The following is an 18,405-nucleotide window of genomic DNA, read 5'->3' on the forward strand; positions in this document are numbered from 1 at the left end:
AAAAATGCGCAGGATTTTCGATGGAAGACATATGGGAAAACGCTTACATTTGGTGTATATCAGATGTAAACATAGGGGATAAAGGGGGATTATCGAATGAGAAAGCTGATTGCCACTACACTGGTGGCCGCTGTTACACTCTCGGTGGTTGGATGCTCACAATCAGGCGGTTCGCAGCCGACAGCTTCGGGGGGAGGAGCTGCTCCTGCGGGGAATCCCAAAATCGGAGTCGCCATCTACAAGTTCGATGATACGTTCATGACGGGAGTGCGCAATGCGATTTCGAAGGCCGCGGAGGGCAAAGCGGAAGTGGACGTTGTAGACAGCCAAAATGCCCAGCCTACGCAAAATGACAAAGTGGATTTGTTCATTAACAAAAAGGTAAATGCCCTCGCCATCAATCCGGTGGATCGCACGGCTGCTGGCGTCCTTATCGACAAGGCGAAGCAAGCCAATATTCCTGTCGTCTTCTTCAACCGTGAGCCGATGCCAGAGGATATGCAGAAGTGGGATAAGGTCTACTACGTGGGAGCAAAAGCGGAGGAATCCGGCACGATCTCTGGGCAGTTGATTGTCGATTATTGGAAGGCAAATCCGGAAGCAGATAAAAACAAGGATGGCGTCCTCCAATACGTCATGTTAAAAGGCGAGCCAGGGCATCAGGATGCTGAGCTGCGGACGAAGTTTTCGGTGAAGGCGATTGAAGATGCAGGGATTAAAGTAGAGAAGGTCGCCGAAGATACGGCCATGTGGGATCGCGTCAAAGGGCAGGAAAAGATGGCCGCCTTCCTCGCAGCTTCCGGTGACAAGATCGAAGCCGTTCTTGCCAACAACGACGATATGGCACTGGGGGCAATCGAAGCGCTGAAGGCATCCGGCTACTTTGCCAATGGCAAGTACATGCCCGTTGTTGGCGTGGATGCCACAGCGCCTGCACTGAAGGAGCTAGAGGCGGGAACCTTGCTCGGAACGGTCCTCAACGATGCGAATAACCAGGGAAAAGCAACGCTTAGCATCGCGGCGTCTTTGGCGAAGGGTGAAACGCCAACGAAAGATTCCACAGGCTTTGACATTACGGACGGCAAGTACGTATGGGTGCCCTACAAAAAAATCACCAAGGAGAACATGAACGACGCGAAATAAGAAGCAGGAGAGTCGGTGAAGAGACGAATCCGACTCTCCTGTTTCAGTGATGGGGATGATTTTGCAAAAAGGAGGGCATTCACATGGGCCAGCATGCGTTTTTGTTGGAAATGAACCACATTCATAAAGAATTTCCGGGGGTCAAGGCACTCGATGATGTCACGCTACAAGTCCGTCCCGGAACAGTCCATGCACTGATGGGAGAGAATGGAGCAGGCAAATCCACCCTGATGAAGTGTCTCTTCGGAATTTATCGGCCAGATGCGGGGGAAATCGTATTAAACAATGAGCGGGTGACGATGAGCAGTTCAAAGGACGCGCTGGGACACGGCATCTCCATGATTCATCAAGAGCTGCATCCGGTGCCCTTTCGCAATGTCATGGAAAACATATGGCTAGGACGTTTTCCTGTCAAAAGAATCGGGCCTTTTCCGTTTGTGGATGAGAAAAAAATGCTTGTGGATACAAAGAAGCTGTTTGCTGATCTGGGGATGGACCTGAATCCGCACGCTGTTGTCCGTGACTTGTCTGTATCCAAGGTACAGTCGCTTGAAATTGCCAAAGCTGTCTCCTACCAATCCAAAGTGATCATTATGGACGAACCGACATCTTCCCTGACGGGTAACGAGGTGGAGCAGCTATTTGCGATCATCCGCGAGCTGAAGAGCAGAGGTGTCGCCATCATCTATATTTCACACAAGATGGAAGAAATTTTGCGGATTGCGGATGACGTAACGATCATGCGCGATGGCAAGCTCATTGGAACATGGCGTGCAGCCGAGCTGACGACAGATCTGATCATTTCCAAAATGGTCGGACGGGACCTGACACAGCGTTTCCCGAGTCGATCCAATATGCCAGGAGAACCGATCTTGAAGGTAGAGGGGCTGAGCTCTCCATTTTCCCAGTCCTTTCAGCACGTGTCGTTTGAATTGCGCAAAGGTGAAATCTTAGGAGTAGGTGGCCTCGTAGGCGCACAACGAACAGAGCTGATTGAGGCATTGTTTGGACTGCGCGCGGTTTCAGCAGGAAAAGTGTCGATCAACGGTCAGGAGGTACGGATCAAATCACCGAAGGATGCGAAGAAATACAAAATGGCGCTCTTGACGGAGGAGCGGCGAGTCACCGGCATCATTCCTGTCTTATCGATTCTGGAAAATACGGTCATTGCGAATTTGGCCAGTTACCAAACACCTTTTCTACTCCTCAATGAACGTAAGCGAAGAGCGGATGTCAGCCGCAGCATTGAGATGCTCCGCGTCAAGACTCCCTCTATGAAAGCTCTGATCAAAAACCTGTCAGGAGGCAATCAGCAAAAGGTTCTGCTGGCGCGGTGGCTCTTGACTGATCCGGATATTTTATTGCTGGACGAACCTACGCGTGGAGTCGATGTCGGCGCCAAATACGAAATCTATACCATCATCGCGGAGCTGGCGAGCCAGGGAAAAGGCATCATCATGATTTCCTCGGAAATGCCGGAGTTGCTGGGAATGTCAGATCGAATCATGGTCATGTGCGAGGGTAGGCTCTCCGGTTTTTTGTCAGGTACAGCGGCATCCGAAGAAGAGATCATGCGGCTGGCTACCAAGCATCTTGCATGAGAAAGGAGGGGAACAGGCATGTCTTCGTTGTCTGCTAAACAGGTGCAAGGCTTTGTTACGCAAAATGCCATCTATATCGTTCTGGTTTTGTTGATTGCGGGAATCGCGATTTACGATCCCAATTTTCTTTCCATTACAACGCTTCGGGATATTTTGTTGCAATCCTCAACTCGCGCCATTATTGCCTTGGGTGCTGCGTTTGTTTTGATTACAGGCGGAACGGATCTTTCAGCGGGGCGAGTGGTCGGGTTGACGGCTGTCATCTCCGCCTCGATGCTGCAAAGCCAAGACTATCCCCGGAGGTTTTTCCCGGATCTACCCGATTTGCCGTTGCTTATCCCTATTCTCATCGCGATTGCTGCGGGCTTGCTGGTTGGCCTGATCAACGGCATTATTGTGTCTCGTTTTAGTGTGCCCCCTTTTATCGCGACGTTGGGCATGATGGTCATTGTGTACGGGTTCAACTCCATCTATTTTGATATGGAGCCCAATCAATCCCAGCCAATTGCTGGACTGCGCAGTGACTTTAATCAGCTTGGGACCGGGTACATCGGCCCGAGTGGCCCGTATTCGATTCCGTATATCGTCATCATTGCGATCATGGTTGCGTTCATCGTCTGGGTGATCTTCAACAAAACACGGCTTGGAAAAAACATGTACGCCATCGGAGGCAACATGCAGGCCGCCACTGTTTCCGGGATCAACGTCGCTTTCAACCTCATGATTATTTATGCCATTGCTGGTGCCCTGTATGGACTCGGAGGCGTTCTGGAGGCAGCAAGGACTGGTGGCGCGACGAACAACTACGGAAACATGTACGAGCTGGACGCGATTGCAGCCTGTGTGGTAGGTGGAGTATCGACGTCCGGCGGAATTGGTACCGTTCCAGGTGTGCTTGCGGGTGTCCTCATTTTTGGCGTCATTAACTACGGTCTTACGTTTATCGGAGTCAGCCCGTATTGGCAGCTCATCATTAAAGGACTTATCATTGTGGCAGCCGTTGCTTTTGACATTCGCAAATACTTGGCGAAAAAATAAGAAAACCTTTTTCGAGGCTTGCTCAAGGATGAGCGACCGCGTATTGTCGGAATGTTTTCCGTAATATCGGGAGGAAACTCGAAGATGTTTACACTTTCCGATATTATAAAAAGAGACCCCGGATTGGCTGTCAGGCAGCTTTTCTGGGGTCTTTGATTGTTTATTTTCGCAGCGGTGTGACTTTCATATACGTAAATAATCGCCATACCCACTCAAGTGGCCCCATGCGGAAGACAGACAGCCAAAGTACACTAACTACCATTTGCAATACGTAGATACCGAGGCAGATCAGTGTCGTTTGCAGGTAGCCGAGATTGCCAAACCAATCGAACAAATAGCTTCCTACAAGGATCAATACGGTTTGTCCGACGTAGTTTGTCAAAGCCATGCGACCGTAGCTGGTCAGCGGAGAGAGGACGGTCTGGACGGTTTTATTTTGCAGCAGCCGAATCAAGGTCGTCGTGTAAAAAGCAGCCATGACAAGACCTGTGGAGGTCAAGGCAATCGTGTAATTCATCAACTGCTGAAGGGTTTCTTCTGACACGGTATCGTCTACAACCAGATTCGCCCCACCCATTGCCGGATCTGCTGGAGTCAGTCGGTATTGGATAAACAAGCCGATTAACGAAAGGACGAAGGTCACGCCCTGCACTTTTTTAATCACTGGCAAAAATCTCGGAATGTCCTGAAAGACCCCGTACTGCCCGACAGCCAGTCCCAAAATAAACAACGGAAGCACCAAAAGCGCCTTGAAGCCGGTAGCACAGACAGCCATTGATAGAATAAGCCCGATGATCAGATTGGTTCGCGCCTTCAATCGATAAAAAGGCAGCAAGATGAAGCCGAAGATGGCGTAGATGAAAAGTGCTTCGCCAGGGTGAAACATTTTATGCACATAGCCAAGAGCGAGTAGCGCAATCAGACGCCGAATGAACAAAACGGTGCTGTTGGCGCCTTTTGCTTTTGCTCGATTGATGAATATATAGAAGCCCACGCCAAACAAGAAGGAAAAGATCACGAAGAAGCGAGATTCCACAAAGAAATTGAAAAACTGGAACAGCCAGTGGTCCACACTTCCTATCTCAGGTGTCTGTGCATACAGCAATGCCACGATGTTGACGAGGAGAATGCCCATTAAAGCAAAGCCTCGTACGGTATCTAATGTATCAATTCGTTGATTCATGGTCGGTGCGTTTTCTTTCAATCCCATCACTTCCTTCTCTCGGTGTTCGTCGTCCGATTCGCGCACTTTTCCTATCCTAGCTCATCAGGGGATGGTGGAGAAAGGGCATTTGCTTACGTCTTACTTACAAAAGTGTAAGAAGTGAGGGGATCTCCCGTATTCGACCGCAACTTCATCCCAAATTCATGCGTCTATTGTAATAATCAGGAAGTCGGGGTGCACAATGAAACCGATCGTACGGGGAAAGTGGCGTCTGGCAGCAGGCATGGCCTATTTTCGTTGGAAAAGGTATGTACAATGGACATTTGGTCAAACGAGGTTCGCTCAGGAGAAAAGAAGCGATTTGTTGCGTTATGTCCATTATTCTCATCAAACGATTTTGTTACGCCCTTTGCAGAACGTGGAAATGTGGATGCAGCACAACAAAGTGATCAATTTGCGTCTGGCCATTGCACGACTGAACGGATTGCTCATTCATCCCGGAGAAACCTTTTCGTACTGGAAGCAGATTGGCAAGCCGACCCGTAGCAAAGGCTATGTAGAGGGTATGCTGCTCTCACAGGGACGCATCACGGCCGGAGTTGGCGGAGGGCTTTGTCAGCTCTCCAATCTGCTGTACTGGATGACCCTGCATACACCATTGACAATCACGGAACGACATCGTCATAGCTACGATGTTTTTCCCGATTCGAATCGGACACAGCCGTTCGGAAGTGGAGCGACTTGTTTCTATAACTATCTGGATTTGCAAATCGCCAACCGGACGACCCAACCCTTTCAACTGCATGTCTACCTGACCGATACGCATTTGGTAGGGGAATGGCGGTCAGACATGCCATCGACACGGACGTATGTCATTATCGAGAAAGAACATGAGATACATCCATCGATTTGGGGAGGGTATGAACGGAAGAATGAATTGTATCGTGATGTTTATACGCTGGAAGGAGAATGGGTGGAGCAAGAATGGCTGACGCAGAATCGGGCTTATTTGATGTACGAGCCATTTTTACCGAAAGGATGATGTTTCCTGTTCGGGATACGAACTGGAACTCCACTGCGATCTGTGCGAAAATAGGAACATATGCTTTCGTCTAGGGAACGTGGAAAGGTGGATTTATACATATGTCTTTTGCAGATCGTATCACAGCAGGGCTGAACCCGGAGCAGCGGGAAGCAGTCCTTACAACAGAAGGCCCCGTCTTGATTTTGGCCGGTGCGGGTAGCGGCAAGACCAAAGTACTGACTCAGCGCATCGCATACCTGATCAGTGCCAAACAGGTAGCGCCTTGGAGCATTTTGGCGATCACCTTCACCAACAAGGCAGCGCGGGAGATGCAAAACCGTGTGGCTGCCATAATTGGCGGAGCGGCAGCGCAGGATGCATGGCTGTCGACGTTTCACTCCTTGTGTGTGCGGATTTTGCGCAGGGATATCGACCGACTCGGCATCAATCGCAGCTTTTCCATTTTGGATGCCGGTGACCAGTTGTCTGTCGTCAAGCAATGTTTAAAAGAATTGAACATCGATCCGAAGCAGTATGAGCCGCGTTCGATTTTGGCAGCGATCAGCGGAGCGAAAAATGAGCTGACCGATCCAGAAACGTATACGCGTCTGGCGGGCGATCCATTTGCACAAGTGGCAGCCAAGGTTTACACGGCTTATCAGAAAAAGCTGAGAAACAACCAGTCGCTGGACTTCGACGATCTGATCATGACGACGGTTCGTCTGTTTAAAGAAGTGCCGGAAGTATTGGAGTTTTATCAAAAGAAATTCCGATACATTCACGTTGACGAGTATCAGGATACGAACCGGGCGCAATACCTTTTGATTTCCATGCTGGCAGACAAGTATCGAAATGTATGCTGCGTGGGGGATGCTGACCAAAGTATTTATAAATGGCGCGGTGCCGACATCTCGATCATTTTAAACTTTGAAAAAGACTATCCTGAAGCCAAGCTCATTAAGCTCGAGCAAAACTATCGCTCCACCAAGACGATTTTGCAGGCGGCGAACCAGGTCATTGCCAACAACAAGCTGCGCAAGGAAAAGAAGCTCTGGACGGAGAATCCGGGCGGCGACAAGATCATGTGCTTCCAGGGTGATTCCGAGCACGATGAGGCTTATTTTATCGTCGATACGATCCGCAAGCAGATGGCACAGTACAAGCGCTATGACAAATTCGCAATCCTGTATCGGACGAATGCACAGTCTCGTGTGGTCGAGGAAGTTTTCATCAAATCGAATATGCCGTACACCATCGTCGGCGGAACCAAGTTCTACGATCGCAAAGAGATCAAGGACATCTTGGCTTATTTGCGTCTCATCTCCAATCCGGATGACGATATCAGCTTGCAGCGCATCATCAACGTACCGAAGCGTAATATCGGGGATACGACAGTAGACAAGCTGCAAGCGTATGCGAACGCAAATGGTCAGTCCCTTTTCCAAGCGATTCAGGAGACGGCTTATATGGGGCTGCCTTCACGTACGACGAATGCGATTCTGTCCTTTAATGATCTCATCTCGAACTTGATGCAAATGACTGATTACTTGAGTGTGACAGAGCTGGTGGAAGAAGTGCTGAAGCGCTCTGGGTACCGCGATTCTTTAAAAGAAGAAAAAACGCTGGAAGCACAGGCTCGTCTGGAGAATATCGAGGAGTTCCTGTCTGTAACCCAGGAGTTCGAGCGCAAAAATGAAGACAAGAGCTTGCTGGCCTTCCTGACTGACCTCGCGCTGGTGGCAGACATCGATTCCTTGGGAGACGATGGTGCCCAGGAGGAAGTATCGGCAGAGGGGCAGGTTGTATTAATGACCTTGCACAGCGCCAAAGGACTGGAGTTCCCTGTCGTGTTCCTGGTTGGTTGTGAGGAAGGTGTCTTCCCGCATAGCCGCTCTTTGTTTGACGATGCCGAGATGGAGGAAGAGCGCCGACTGGCTTACGTGGGAATTACACGGGCGGAGGAGCGTCTGTACATGACATGTGCCCGTATGCGGACGTTGTTTGGACGAACCAATGTGAATGCGCCGTCTCGCTTCCTGCAAGAAATTCCGGCTGAGCTGTTGGAAGGAAATCCAGCGGCAGCGGACCGAAGCTTTGGCGGTGGACGCAGCAGTGCATTTGGACAACGGGATGGCAGTGCATTCGGACGTGACACAGGAGCGAGACCGTTTGGAGCGTCCTCCTCACAAGCAGGCTCTGCTCCGAAATTTGGCATGGGTCAGCGAACCGCAAGCAGCACACCTGCTACATTTACTCGTCCGGCGGGTGAAAAACTGCCTGGACACGGTCAGGGAGCCGGCGTTGATTGGAAGGTTGGCGACAGAGTGGCGCATGGAAAATGGGGCAACGGTACGGTCGTCAAAGTAAAAGGAACGGGTGACGACATGGAGCTCGACATTGCTTTCCCAAGCCCGACTGGCATTAAAAAGCTTTTAGCGAAATTCGCCCCTATTCAAAAAGGATAGTGTGCAAATGCAAATGCAAATACAGCCAATCGCAAATGTAAAGGATGAACGAAATGGATCGATTGACGGCGGAAACAAAAATTAAAGAATTAGCGAAACGAATTGAGCGGCATAATCGTCTTTACCATGAAGAGGATCGACCTGAGATTTCTGACCAGGAATACGATCAATTGATGCGGGAGCTAAAGGAGCTAGAAACGAGCTTCCCTGATTTGCAGTCTCCTGATTCTCCTTCCTTGCGTGTAGGGGGAGAACCGTTGCCCTTCTTTGAAAAGGTCGTTCATAAGACACCGATGCTCAGTCTCGGCAACGCCTTTAATGAGGAGGACATCAGGGATTTTGACCGCCGGGTGCGTCAGGCCGTTGGCAGTCAGGCTGTCCGTTATGTAGCTGAACTGAAAATTGATGGTCTGGCCGTGTCCCTTCATTATGAAAATGGGCTGTTCGTTCGCGGGGCTACCCGTGGAGATGGAACAACAGGCGAAGACATCACACAAAACCTGAAAACGATTCGTTCCATTCCTTTGCGGCTGACGAAGCCGTTAACCCTTGAGGTTCGCGGTGAGGCTTACATGTCCAAGGGAGCATTTGAAAAGCTGAACAAAGAGCGCGAGGAGCGAGGAGAAGCGTTATTTGCCAATCCGCGCAATTCCGCAGCAGGCTCGCTCCGACAGCTTGATCCGAAAATTGCCGCATCCCGTCAACTGGATACGTTTATTTATGGCATTGGTGATTTGCAAGGGGAGACAGTAGAATCTCACAGTGAAGGGCTTGATTTGCTGGAGACGCTCGGCTTCATGGTGAATCAGGAGCGACGTGTATTTAACGACGTCGATGAATTGCTCGCTTTTATTGCGGGCTGGACAGAGAAGCGTCCTCATTTGCCTTATGAAATCGACGGCATGGTGATCAAGGTCGACAGTTACGCTCAGCAGGAGGAGCTCGGATTTACTGCGAAAAGTCCGCGTTGGGCTATCGCATACAAGTTCCCTGCCGAAGAAGCAGTTACGATTCTCGAAGGCATTGAAGTATCTGTAGGGCGCACAGGAAATGTCACCCCGACTGCTTTATTGAAGCCAGTCAGTTTGGCAGGTACGACCGTGAAGCGAGCTTCCTTGCACAACGAAGATATTATTCGGGAAAAAGGTCTTCTTATCGGTGATCATGTTGTCGTCAAAAAAGCCGGAGACATTATCCCGGAGATTATCGCGGTCTTGCCTGAGCGTCGTACTGGAGATGAAGTACCGTTTGCCATGCCAACGCATTGCCCCGAATGTGGGAGTGAGCTGGTACGCTTGGAGGAAGAAGTGGCACTGCGCTGCATCAATCCAATGTGTCCGGCACTAATCCGTGAAGGCATGATTCATTTCGTGTCCCGCACGGCCATGAACATTGACGGCTTGGGAGAAAAGGTCGTAGCCCAGCTGTATCGTGACGGTATTATCCACAGTGTCGCTGACCTGTATTATTTGCACCAGCAGCGCGATGTTCTACTGGGCATGGAGCGCATGGGTGAAAAGTCCGTAGATAATTTGCTTGCGGCTATCGAAGCGAGCAAGGAGAACTCGCTGGAGCGCGTATTGTTCGGTCTTGGTATTCGCTTGGTCGGAGCCAAAGCGGCACGTGTTCTCGCGGAGCATTTTGGCACTATCGATGCCATTATGCAGGCATCCGAAGAAGAGATTACGCAAATCGATGAGATCGGGCCGAAAATGGCTGCGAGTCTCGTGAACTACTTCGCACAGCCGCAGGCTCAGGCAGTTATTGAGAGACTGCGAGCGGCCGGAGTGAACATGGAGTACAAAGGAATCCGCATTGAAAGTGGCGAAGACCTCCCATTCTCAGGAAAAACAATCGTTTTGACCGGCACCTTGACGCAAATGTCGCGACAAGAAGCAGAGGAAGCGATTGCGCGCTTGGGTGGCAAGGTAACGGGTAGCGTCAGCAAGAAGACAGACCTGGTAATTGCAGGCGAAAAGGCCGGCTCCAAGCTGGAGAAGGCAGAAAAACTAGGCGTGGCTGTTATGGACGAAGCAGGCTTCCTGCAAGTATTGGAGAGCAACGCCTAAGAAAACGGTGGCGACAACGGATGAGTAAGGGAAGGGACGTGAAGAGCATGAATAGCTTCCTGAAATGGGGAATCGGTGTAATAGCCATGCTGCAATTGGTTGGCTGTGGAAATAACAGCAGTACTGGCAGTGAACAATCCAATACGAATCCTCAAACAGTTACAGCTGCTGCTCTACAAGGGAACTTGACCTATCAGGACGTATTGGAGCAGGGAGCAACCATTCACAATCTGATGATGACCGATGATGATAAGCAAATATGGGTTGGTACCAATTCAGGGCTGTATAGCTCGGTTGGGGGTGGATCGTGGGGATCTCTCTCGACAGATTTACAGCAGTATACGATCGAAGGTTGGTTTGTGGACCCGGATGATCCGAAGCAAATATTTGTCGGTGGGATTGATGGGGTTCTTCATTCGACAGATGGCGGTAAAAAGTGGGCTACTGTCAACAACGGGTTGCCAGAGCCTGCGAATATCAGCAGCTTTGTGGGGAGTCGCCAAGGAGACGAAGTACGTCTGTTTGCTTTTGTCTCGGGTGAAGGCATTTATCAATCGACGGACGAGGCCCAATCTTGGAGCCTATGGCAGCCGATGGATCAGGAAGTATTTGCCATGGACTTTGATCCCGAACAAGACCGACTCTATGTAGCGGCCCAATTCAGCTTGCTCTATAATGAAGAGGGGCAGTGGAAGACAGAGGAGATTCCCGGAGCAGAGCAGATCTATTCGCTCGCCATTAACAGACGAACTGGCACTCTCGCTGTCGCAACCGAAAAAGGTATCTATGAGAAAATCAAGGGCGAATGGCGTTTGCTTGATGCTCGTTCACCGGAAAAGCTGATTGTCCTTGCTTCAGGTGGCGAGGATACAAAATGGGTGGGAATTGGCGAATCGGCATTGATCTACAAACTCGAAGACAATCGATGGATCAAGTGGAACGAATGATTTGTACATCGCCCACTTTTGGATACGAAAAGGAGTAATCTATGAAAGTGAAGTTTTTGACAGGATGCAGGTTCTTGACAGCTGTACTTCTTGTGATGGCATTGACTGGCTGCTCGTTGATACCTGGGGGCAAGGACAAAGCTCCTGAGCCTACTACACCGTCCTTGTCGGAGGTAGTGGAAGTATCCGAGGATTACTACGGCAGCATTACCCCGTACCAGCCAAACCAGACACGAGGAATGCTTGCTGATACGAAATATCGCATCGATTTCAGCCACCTTGAATTAGGCCTAATGGAGTTCGCTCGGGAGACATTCCCGACGTCCGATTATTATTTCCAAGAAGGTCAAGTGATTAAAAAAGAGCAAGTCACCCAGTGGATCGCACAGGAAAAGACGGCTGGGGCAAACGGGAAAAAGAAAAACGGAATTCTCGTGCACGTATTGGAGCATGATTACCTGAGCAAGAAGGATAAGAGCCTGGCTGGCATGGTGTTGGGCTTGTCGCTTTCGCCGAACTATCAGGATGCAACCGGCCAGGACAAGGTGTACACGACGCAAGAACTGCAAGCAAAAGGCCAGCAGGTCGCAGCTCGTATCGTGCAGTCTGTGCGCGGTACCAGTCCGGAAGTTCCGATCCTGGTTTTGATGTATCAAGTACCGGAGGCGAATTCTACTCTGGTGCCGGGGCACTTCATCATGTCAGGAACAGTAGGGGCGAATGAAGCAGCGATCTCAAAGTGGCTGCCGATCGAAGAGGAATATTTCCTGTTCCCAAGTCCAGAGGTTGAGCAGAAATACCCAGAGCAGTCGTTGCAGTACGACAAGCTGATGCGCCAATCCAAGGGCTATTTCCCTGAATATATCGGGATGACGGGTCTGGGACGTTTCATGGACGGTAAGCTCACGGAAATCACGATTACCGCCACGGCAGAGTATGATTCCAGAACAGAGGTATTGCAGTTTACGCAATTTGCAGCAGGAAGCATTAATCAGCTCTTCGACAAAAGCGTTCACGTGAACCTGTACGTACAGTCGATGAACAAACCATTGTCGCTCTACATTCGACCGACAAGTGGTGAGCCGTATATGCATATTTACAGACAATAAGGAAAAGCATCAAACACCCGAATGATCACCTGAGAAGGTGAGGAGGTCGGGTGTTTTTTTGTACACAAAAGATAGTGGATTGAACAAATGTGTGAAATGTTGAACGATGTGTGTACAAAAGTGTTCGGAATACTTGTTGAAACTTGTCGGTGATTTTTCTGCAAAAATGCAAACACTAATAGAGTCGAGCCTTTAATGGTTTTGTTGGTATGATCCTTGCATATGTTTTATGAGTGATCCGAACATGGAAGATATCGATAAGGAGGCGTCACAGATGCAAGTGGAATTCAAAAACGAGGCGTTTACCAATTTTAGTCTGCCAGAAAATAAAAAGGCATTTGAAGAAGCGCTCGCTAAGGTAGAAAGTGAGCTTGGCCGCGAGTATCCGCTTATCATCGGCGGAGAACGCATCACAACGGAAAAGAAATCCAACTCCTTCAACCCTTCTAATAAAGAACAAGTAGTGGGCGTTGTTTCCCAGGCTGACCAAGCACTGGCTGAGAAAGCGATCCAAACAGCTGCTAGCACTTTCGAAACATGGAAAAAGGTGCCTGCACAAGCACGTTCCCGCTATCTGTATAAAGCAGCAGCAATCCTGCGTCGCCGTAAGCATGAGTTCTCTGCTTGGCTCGTAAAAGAAGCAGGAAAAAGCTGGGCAGAGGCTGACGCTGACACAGCAGAAGCAATCGACTTCATGGAATACTATGGCCGTCAAATGGATAAGCTGTCCCAGCGCCATGACTTGCCACGTATCCCGGATGAGGACAACGAATTGTACTACGTTCCACTCGGTGTAGGTATCGTTATCCCGCCTTGGAACTTCCCTCTGGCGATCATGGTTGGTATGACGACAGCAGCTCTCGTAGCGGGTAACACTGTCGTATTGAAGCCTGCTTCTACCACTCCAGTAATCGCTGCGAAATTCATGGAGATTCTCGAAGACGCTGGCGTACCAGCTGGTGTTGTAAACTTCGTACCAGGTTCCGGTAGCCAAATCGGAGATTACCTCGTAGAGCACAACCTGACTCGTTTCATCAGCTTCACAGGTTCCCGTGACGTAGGTCTGCGTATCAACGAACTGGCTGCGAAACATCGTCCAGGTCAAAAATGGATGAAGCGTCTGGTTGCTGAAATGGGCGGTAAAGACTCCATCGTTGTTGACAACGACTGCGATATCGAGTTGGCTGCACAGTCCATCGTGGCTTCTGCATTCGGTTTCTCTGGTCAAAAATGTTCCGCTTGCTCCCGTGCTATCGTTCACCAAGACGTGTACGACCAAGTACTGGGCCGCGTAGTAGAGCTGACCAAACAACTGACTGTGGGCGACATCAGAACTAACGATTTCTACACAGGTCCTGTGGTTGACGAGAAAGCATACAACAAAATCCTCGAGTACATCGAGATTGGTAAAACAGAAGGCAAACTAGTTGCGGGTGGCGAAAAAGGTCCAGAATCCGGCTACTTCATCATGCCAACTGTATTTGCAGATGTAGATCCACAAGCTCGCATCATGCAAGAAGAAATCTTTGGCCCAGTGGTAGCGTTCGCGAAAGCCAACGATTTCGATCATGCAATGGAAATCGCGAACAACACCGAGTACGGCTTGACTGGCGCTGTCATCAGCCGCAACCGTGAGAACCTGGAGCGCGCTCGCGAAGAGTTCCACGTAGGTAACCTGTACTTCAACCGCAAGTGCACAGGCGCTTTGGTGGGCGTACATCCATTCGGAGGCTTCAACATGTCCGGTACTGACTCCAAAGCGGGTGGACCAGACTATCTCCTGCTCTTCACACAAGCAAAAATGGTTTCCGAAAAACTGTAAGCTACGCAATAAAAAAGGCTGCCTCTTTTACAGAGGCGGCTTTTTTGTTCCCATTTTGTCCACACTAAGGACAAAATGAAGGGCAAAGCAGGTGAGGGTAGCTGTTTACTTATATCGTGTCAGGACTCTCCTCGTTTTTTGTTGTGTATTTGTTAATGCCAGTAGCAAATTGGCTGGCTTGGAAAACAAAGCTGCTGGATATGCCCAAGGGGAGAAAGGGACATAGCCGACCAATCCCATTATCTGGTGGTTTGGCGATGTTCGTCGGTCTCTTGTTGGTGTCAACTTTTTTTGCAGGGGCGCAAAAAACCGTTGCAGTTTTGGCAGTTGGAGGGGCTATACTGGTGGTCATTGGATGGGTAGACGATACCTACAAATCGAAGAAAAAAGAGTTTCCGGCACTGCCGAAGCTGATGGTGCAGTTATTGGTAGCGACGATGACATTCCTCATGGATATTCGCTTTCGGGGAATCAATTTCATGTGGCTGGGGGGAGAGGAAGGGATGTATGTCTCATTTCCAATCCTGGTTTCTCTGATGATGACCGTGCTGTGGATCGTCGGCTTGATCAATATGGTGAATTTTTTGGATGGGGTGGACGGACTTGCTGCCGGTGCTACCGTGATCTCAGCGGTGACCTTGTTCTTTTTGTCGATGCTCAAGGGTCAAGAATTAACGGCATTATTGGCAGTTGCACTGGCAGGTGCTGCACTCGCTTTTCTACGCTTTAATTTCTATCCGGCGAAAATTTTTATGGGTGATGCGGGATCGATGTTTTTGGGATTCGCTCTCGGTGTGATTTCGTTGGAAGGAACGATGAAAGGGGCTACGCTCATTTCATTAGTTGTGACTGTGCTGGCAGTAGGCTTACCCATAATAGACACTGTACAGGTCATGATCAGTCGGCTTTTGGCAGGTTCCCCCATGTACCAAGCGGATCGTCGACATGTTCATCATCGGCTCATGTCCCGGGGGTTGTCTACGAAGCAGACGGTCATCATTCTGTATGTGGTGAGTTTGCTGTTCTCCGTCTTGGCAGTGTTTTTGTTTTACAGTCAATAATCAAATGTGGTCAAAGAAAAAGAAGCGATTGCGCCCTGTGTTTTTGGCTTGATAAAGTGCTTTGTCTGCATTGCTCAACAGTTGTTCGGCTTCGCTTGCAGATGCCGGGTAGAGGGCAATGCCTATGCTCGTCGAAAACGGGATGGCTCGCTCCTCGATCATCCACGGCTCTTGAGTCGCAAGCAGGATACGATTCGCAATTTTTTCAACCTGACGTTCGGAGTGTATGCCGGTCAGGACGATGACAAACTCGTCTCCACCCAAACGTGCGACGATATCGCCATCTCGAACGGATGACTTGAGGCGTGTAGCCAACATTTGCAAAAACAAATCTCCGGTGTCATGACCCCACGTATCGTTAATTTCCTTAAAGCGGTCACAGTCCAAATAGAGGGCAGCGACCATCTCCTCTTTTGATTGGGCTGCACGTAGAGCTTGCTGAAGCTTTTCGGAGAGTAGGCGTCTGTTCGGCAATCCCGTGAGCACATCATGATACGCCATATAGGCCAATTGTGACTCCAGGTTTGTGCGCTCGGTAACATCGCGGGTAATGGAAAAGACATGCGTGCATACGCCATTGCTATCATAGACAGGAGAAAGAATGGATTCGCCAATGATGTCACCATTCGCAGTAAAGTGGATCGGACTCCCGCTTTTTACTGCCTGTGTGTACATGTGCTGTAATAAGCTGGCTTTTTCATGAGGATACACGTCCTCAAACGTCTTTCCGTATGCTTCCTCGCACAATTGGGCGACGTGCATAGCGGATGGATTCATCAAGACATAGCGAAACTGATACTCCTCGTCCGCATCTTGTTCGACAGCCATGAGAAAGAACATGTCCGACATATGATCGAATAGACTGGTTAGGATATCACCATGTTGACTGATAAGTGTAGTAATATCGAGTTTCTTCACCATAACCGATATCTCCTGATAAGTGGCTTCTTAGAATGATTATAGTATAGCAAGACTCTCGAAGAAAATGATGAACCTCTGGTAATAGTGCGGGGTTTACTGGCTGTTAGCAGAAGTGGTAAAGTAAGGGTATTGTTGTTTTACGAAGGAGCATTTCTTATGGGCAAAAAGCTGCTCCCAGGTCTCATTCATCGCTTGCCACAAAACGCGATGTCACGGACTATGGGCAAAATTACCGCTACTCCCTTTAGTCGATTAGCCATTCAACGATACATAAAGCACTATCAAATTGATACGTCCATCATAGAAAAGCCAGCTTCGGAATACCGCACGCTGAAGGAGTTTTTTTCCCGGCGCCTGAAGCCCGCAGCGAGACCGATTGCACCTGGCCCAGATACCATTGTCAGCCCGGTAGATGGAACCGTTTCGCAGTTGGGAGATATTTGCGAAGGTACCTTGATCCAAGCAAAGGGAAAAGAGTTCAATGTGATTGAGCTGTTGGGCGGTTCGGAGGAAGAGGCCAAGCGTTACTATGGTGGTAAATTTATCACTATTTATTTGAGTCCAAGGGACTACCACCGGATTCATATGCCAGTAACGGGCGATTTGAGCTGTTACTGTTATTTGCCTGGCAGACTCTATCCAGTTAACCAACTCGGGATTGAAAACGTAGACCGTTTGTTTGCCCGCAATGAACGTTTGGTAACTCACATCAAAACAGATAGCCTGGGCGACATGGCTTTGGTAAAAGTAGGAGCCTTGTTTGTAGGCAGCGTGAAGGTTTGCTACAACACAGCTACCACGAATATCAAACACGGTCGTCAAACCCACGAGAAGATTGCTGGGACACCTCGTTATGAAAAAGGGGCGGAGCTGGGCTGGTTCGAATTTGGATCAACCGTCATTTTGCTGTTGGAGTCCAACGAGCTCGAATGGGCAACAGGCATTGAAAAAGGCAAGTCTCTCTTGATGGGGCAGGCGCTCGCGAAAAAGAAGCCAGAATAACAAACGAGAGAAGAGATTACAGTCCAGGGCATATGCCTTGGACTTGTTTTTTCTTAGTTTTCTAATAGATGTGGCTGTGGTGGGGAGAAGAATATTTCCAGTCTAGGTTCCAGGCTCCGTCCTGCCGGGGGCTGAGACTGTCCGCTCCGAAGGGCTTAGCGGGGAAACGCAAAAGTGGTAGCCGCTTCGTAGCTCGGGCACGTTGCGTTTCTACTTCCCGCTAATCCCTTCTGCGCTGGGTAGGACTCCACAAGTCGCTACATCTGGAAATATTCTTCTCTAGCGTAACTGCTCACATTCTTTCATCTTTATAAAGCATTAAAACATCGAATCACACGGAAAGCTCGTAGAGGAAACAGGAGAAATAAGCGAAGATCTTAGGGACACCGACCGAGGCGCAATGAAAAAAAGAGAAACAAGCTCTTAGCGTCCACCTCTGAGATACCCCCTGAATGGACGACTTTGGACGCGGGTTTCGCTTTTTTTCATGGAGCCGGGCAGTCAATCCCCCAGTGGGTGGACCTAGAAGCTGAGCGTTTTCTCATGTTTCCTCCCCACCACAACAGCCGGACAGAGTGTTTTTACTGGTTAATAATCGATCAATATTTTTTTGCCGAAAACATTATTTGTTTTCCCCGTCGAAATCCCTGTGAAAATTGACTGAACCTGCACTTTTCAAGTAAGATCAAAGTTATGTGATACGATTCGGAGGTGGAAAGAATGAGTGCCATTACTCGCAAAGAAGTAGAACACGTAGCTAATTTGGCCCGTTTGCAGCTCACTGAGGAAGAAGCGGAGCGGTACACAAAAGACCTGAATGCGATTCTTGATTTTGCAGCCAAGCTGAATGAGCTCGATACATCCAATATTGAGCCAACCAGCCATGCGACAGACGTGAAAAACGTCATGCGCGAAGACGTAAACAGACCGTCCCTGCCGCGTGAAGACGTGCTGAAAAACGCACCAGATCACGAAGACGGGCAGTTTAAAGTACCGGCTGTATTCGAATAACCTACTTACTGGATAACGAGAAGGGAG

The 18,405-nt window shown here is 49.4% G+C and carries 14 protein-coding genes; 12 read left to right on the plus strand and 2 right to left on the minus strand.

Going from position 1 to position 18,405, the window contains the following annotated elements:
* The first annotated feature begins 96 nt into the window (after window positions 1-96).
* The 3 genes from AB432_RS03950 to mglC all read left to right on the plus strand — a co-directional run bounded on the left by AB432_RS03950 (window position 97) and on the right by mglC (window position 3,782).
* Window positions 97-1,143 carry a galactose ABC transporter substrate-binding protein gene (locus AB432_RS03950; protein WP_048031129.1) on the plus strand — a complete coding sequence of 349 codons (1,047 nt, stop codon included), beginning with the start codon at window positions 97-99 and terminating at the stop codon, window positions 1,141-1,143.
* An 83-nt stretch (window positions 1,144-1,226) separates the two neighbouring features.
* A complete protein-coding gene (locus AB432_RS03955; protein ID WP_048031130.1) occupies window positions 1,227-2,744 on the plus strand; it encodes a sugar ABC transporter ATP-binding protein in 1,518 nt (505 codons plus the stop codon).
* A gap of 18 nt (window positions 2,745-2,762) precedes the next feature.
* Window positions 2,763-3,782, plus strand: a complete 1,020-nt coding sequence (gene mglC / locus AB432_RS03960) for a galactose/methyl galactoside ABC transporter permease MglC (RefSeq protein WP_048031131.1) — start codon at window positions 2,763-2,765, stop codon at window positions 3,780-3,782.
* 160 nt (window positions 3,783-3,942) lie between these two features.
* Here the strand turns inward: mglC and AB432_RS03965 are convergent, their stop codons facing one another.
* The gene (locus AB432_RS03965; RefSeq protein ID WP_048031132.1) at window positions 3,943-4,992 is read right to left on the minus strand and encodes a DUF418 domain-containing protein; all 1,050 of its coding nucleotides are present in this window, start codon (window positions 4,990-4,992) and stop codon (window positions 3,943-3,945) included.
* Window positions 4,993-5,188: 196 nt separating this feature from the next.
* Between AB432_RS03965 and AB432_RS03970 the strand changes: the two genes are divergently transcribed.
* From AB432_RS03970 to AB432_RS04000, 7 genes are all read left to right on the plus strand, one after another.
* Complete coding sequence (locus tag AB432_RS03970; protein WP_048031133.1) at window positions 5,189-5,989, plus strand: VanW family protein; 801 nt, start codon at window positions 5,189-5,191, stop codon at window positions 5,987-5,989.
* Between the two features lie 101 nt (window positions 5,990-6,090).
* The gene (gene pcrA / locus AB432_RS03975) at window positions 6,091-8,436 is read left to right on the plus strand and encodes a DNA helicase PcrA (RefSeq protein WP_048031134.1); all 2,346 of its coding nucleotides are present in this window, start codon (window positions 6,091-6,093) and stop codon (window positions 8,434-8,436) included.
* A 53-nt stretch (window positions 8,437-8,489) separates the two neighbouring features.
* Entirely contained in the window at window positions 8,490-10,505 is a 2,016-nt protein-coding gene (ligA, locus tag AB432_RS03980; RefSeq protein WP_048031135.1) for an NAD-dependent DNA ligase LigA, read from the plus strand.
* Between the two features lie 20 nt (window positions 10,506-10,525).
* Window positions 10,526-11,452: a WD40/YVTN/BNR-like repeat-containing protein gene (locus AB432_RS03985; protein ID WP_048031136.1), complete on the plus strand. Its 927-nt coding sequence runs from the start codon at window positions 10,526-10,528 to the stop codon at window positions 11,450-11,452.
* Between the two features lie 41 nt (window positions 11,453-11,493).
* The gene (locus AB432_RS03990; RefSeq protein WP_048031137.1) at window positions 11,494-12,561 is read left to right on the plus strand and encodes a CamS family sex pheromone protein; all 1,068 of its coding nucleotides are present in this window, start codon (window positions 11,494-11,496) and stop codon (window positions 12,559-12,561) included.
* Between the two features lie 274 nt (window positions 12,562-12,835).
* On the plus strand, window positions 12,836-14,383 hold the full coding sequence (gene pruA, locus AB432_RS03995; RefSeq protein WP_048031138.1) for an L-glutamate gamma-semialdehyde dehydrogenase: 1,548 nt from the start codon (window positions 12,836-12,838) through the stop codon (window positions 14,381-14,383).
* 257 nt (window positions 14,384-14,640) lie between these two features.
* Window positions 14,641-15,444 (plus strand): MraY family glycosyltransferase, encoded by an 804-nt coding sequence (locus tag AB432_RS04000; RefSeq protein WP_048031139.1) that lies wholly within the window; start codon window positions 14,641-14,643, stop codon window positions 15,442-15,444.
* Here AB432_RS04000 and AB432_RS04005 read toward each other — a convergent pair whose 3' ends face one another.
* A complete protein-coding gene (locus tag AB432_RS04005; protein ID WP_048031140.1) occupies window positions 15,445-16,365 on the minus strand; it encodes a diguanylate cyclase domain-containing protein in 921 nt (306 codons plus the stop codon).
* Window positions 16,366-16,521: 156 nt separating this feature from the next.
* On the opposite strand from AB432_RS04005, the gene asd reads away from it, so the two are divergent.
* A complete protein-coding gene (gene asd / locus AB432_RS04010; protein ID WP_048031141.1) occupies window positions 16,522-17,367 on the plus strand; it encodes an archaetidylserine decarboxylase in 846 nt (281 codons plus the stop codon).
* Between the two features lie 720 nt (window positions 17,368-18,087).
* Window positions 18,088-18,378 (plus strand): Asp-tRNA(Asn)/Glu-tRNA(Gln) amidotransferase subunit GatC, encoded by a 291-nt coding sequence (gene gatC / locus AB432_RS04015; protein ID WP_007717539.1) that lies wholly within the window; start codon window positions 18,088-18,090, stop codon window positions 18,376-18,378.
* The last annotated feature ends 27 nt before the right edge of the window (window positions 18,379-18,405 follow it).

This window comes from Brevibacillus brevis, assembly GCF_001039275.2.
In the GTDB taxonomy this organism is placed as follows: domain Bacteria; phylum Bacillota; class Bacilli; order Brevibacillales; family Brevibacillaceae; genus Brevibacillus; species Brevibacillus brevis_C.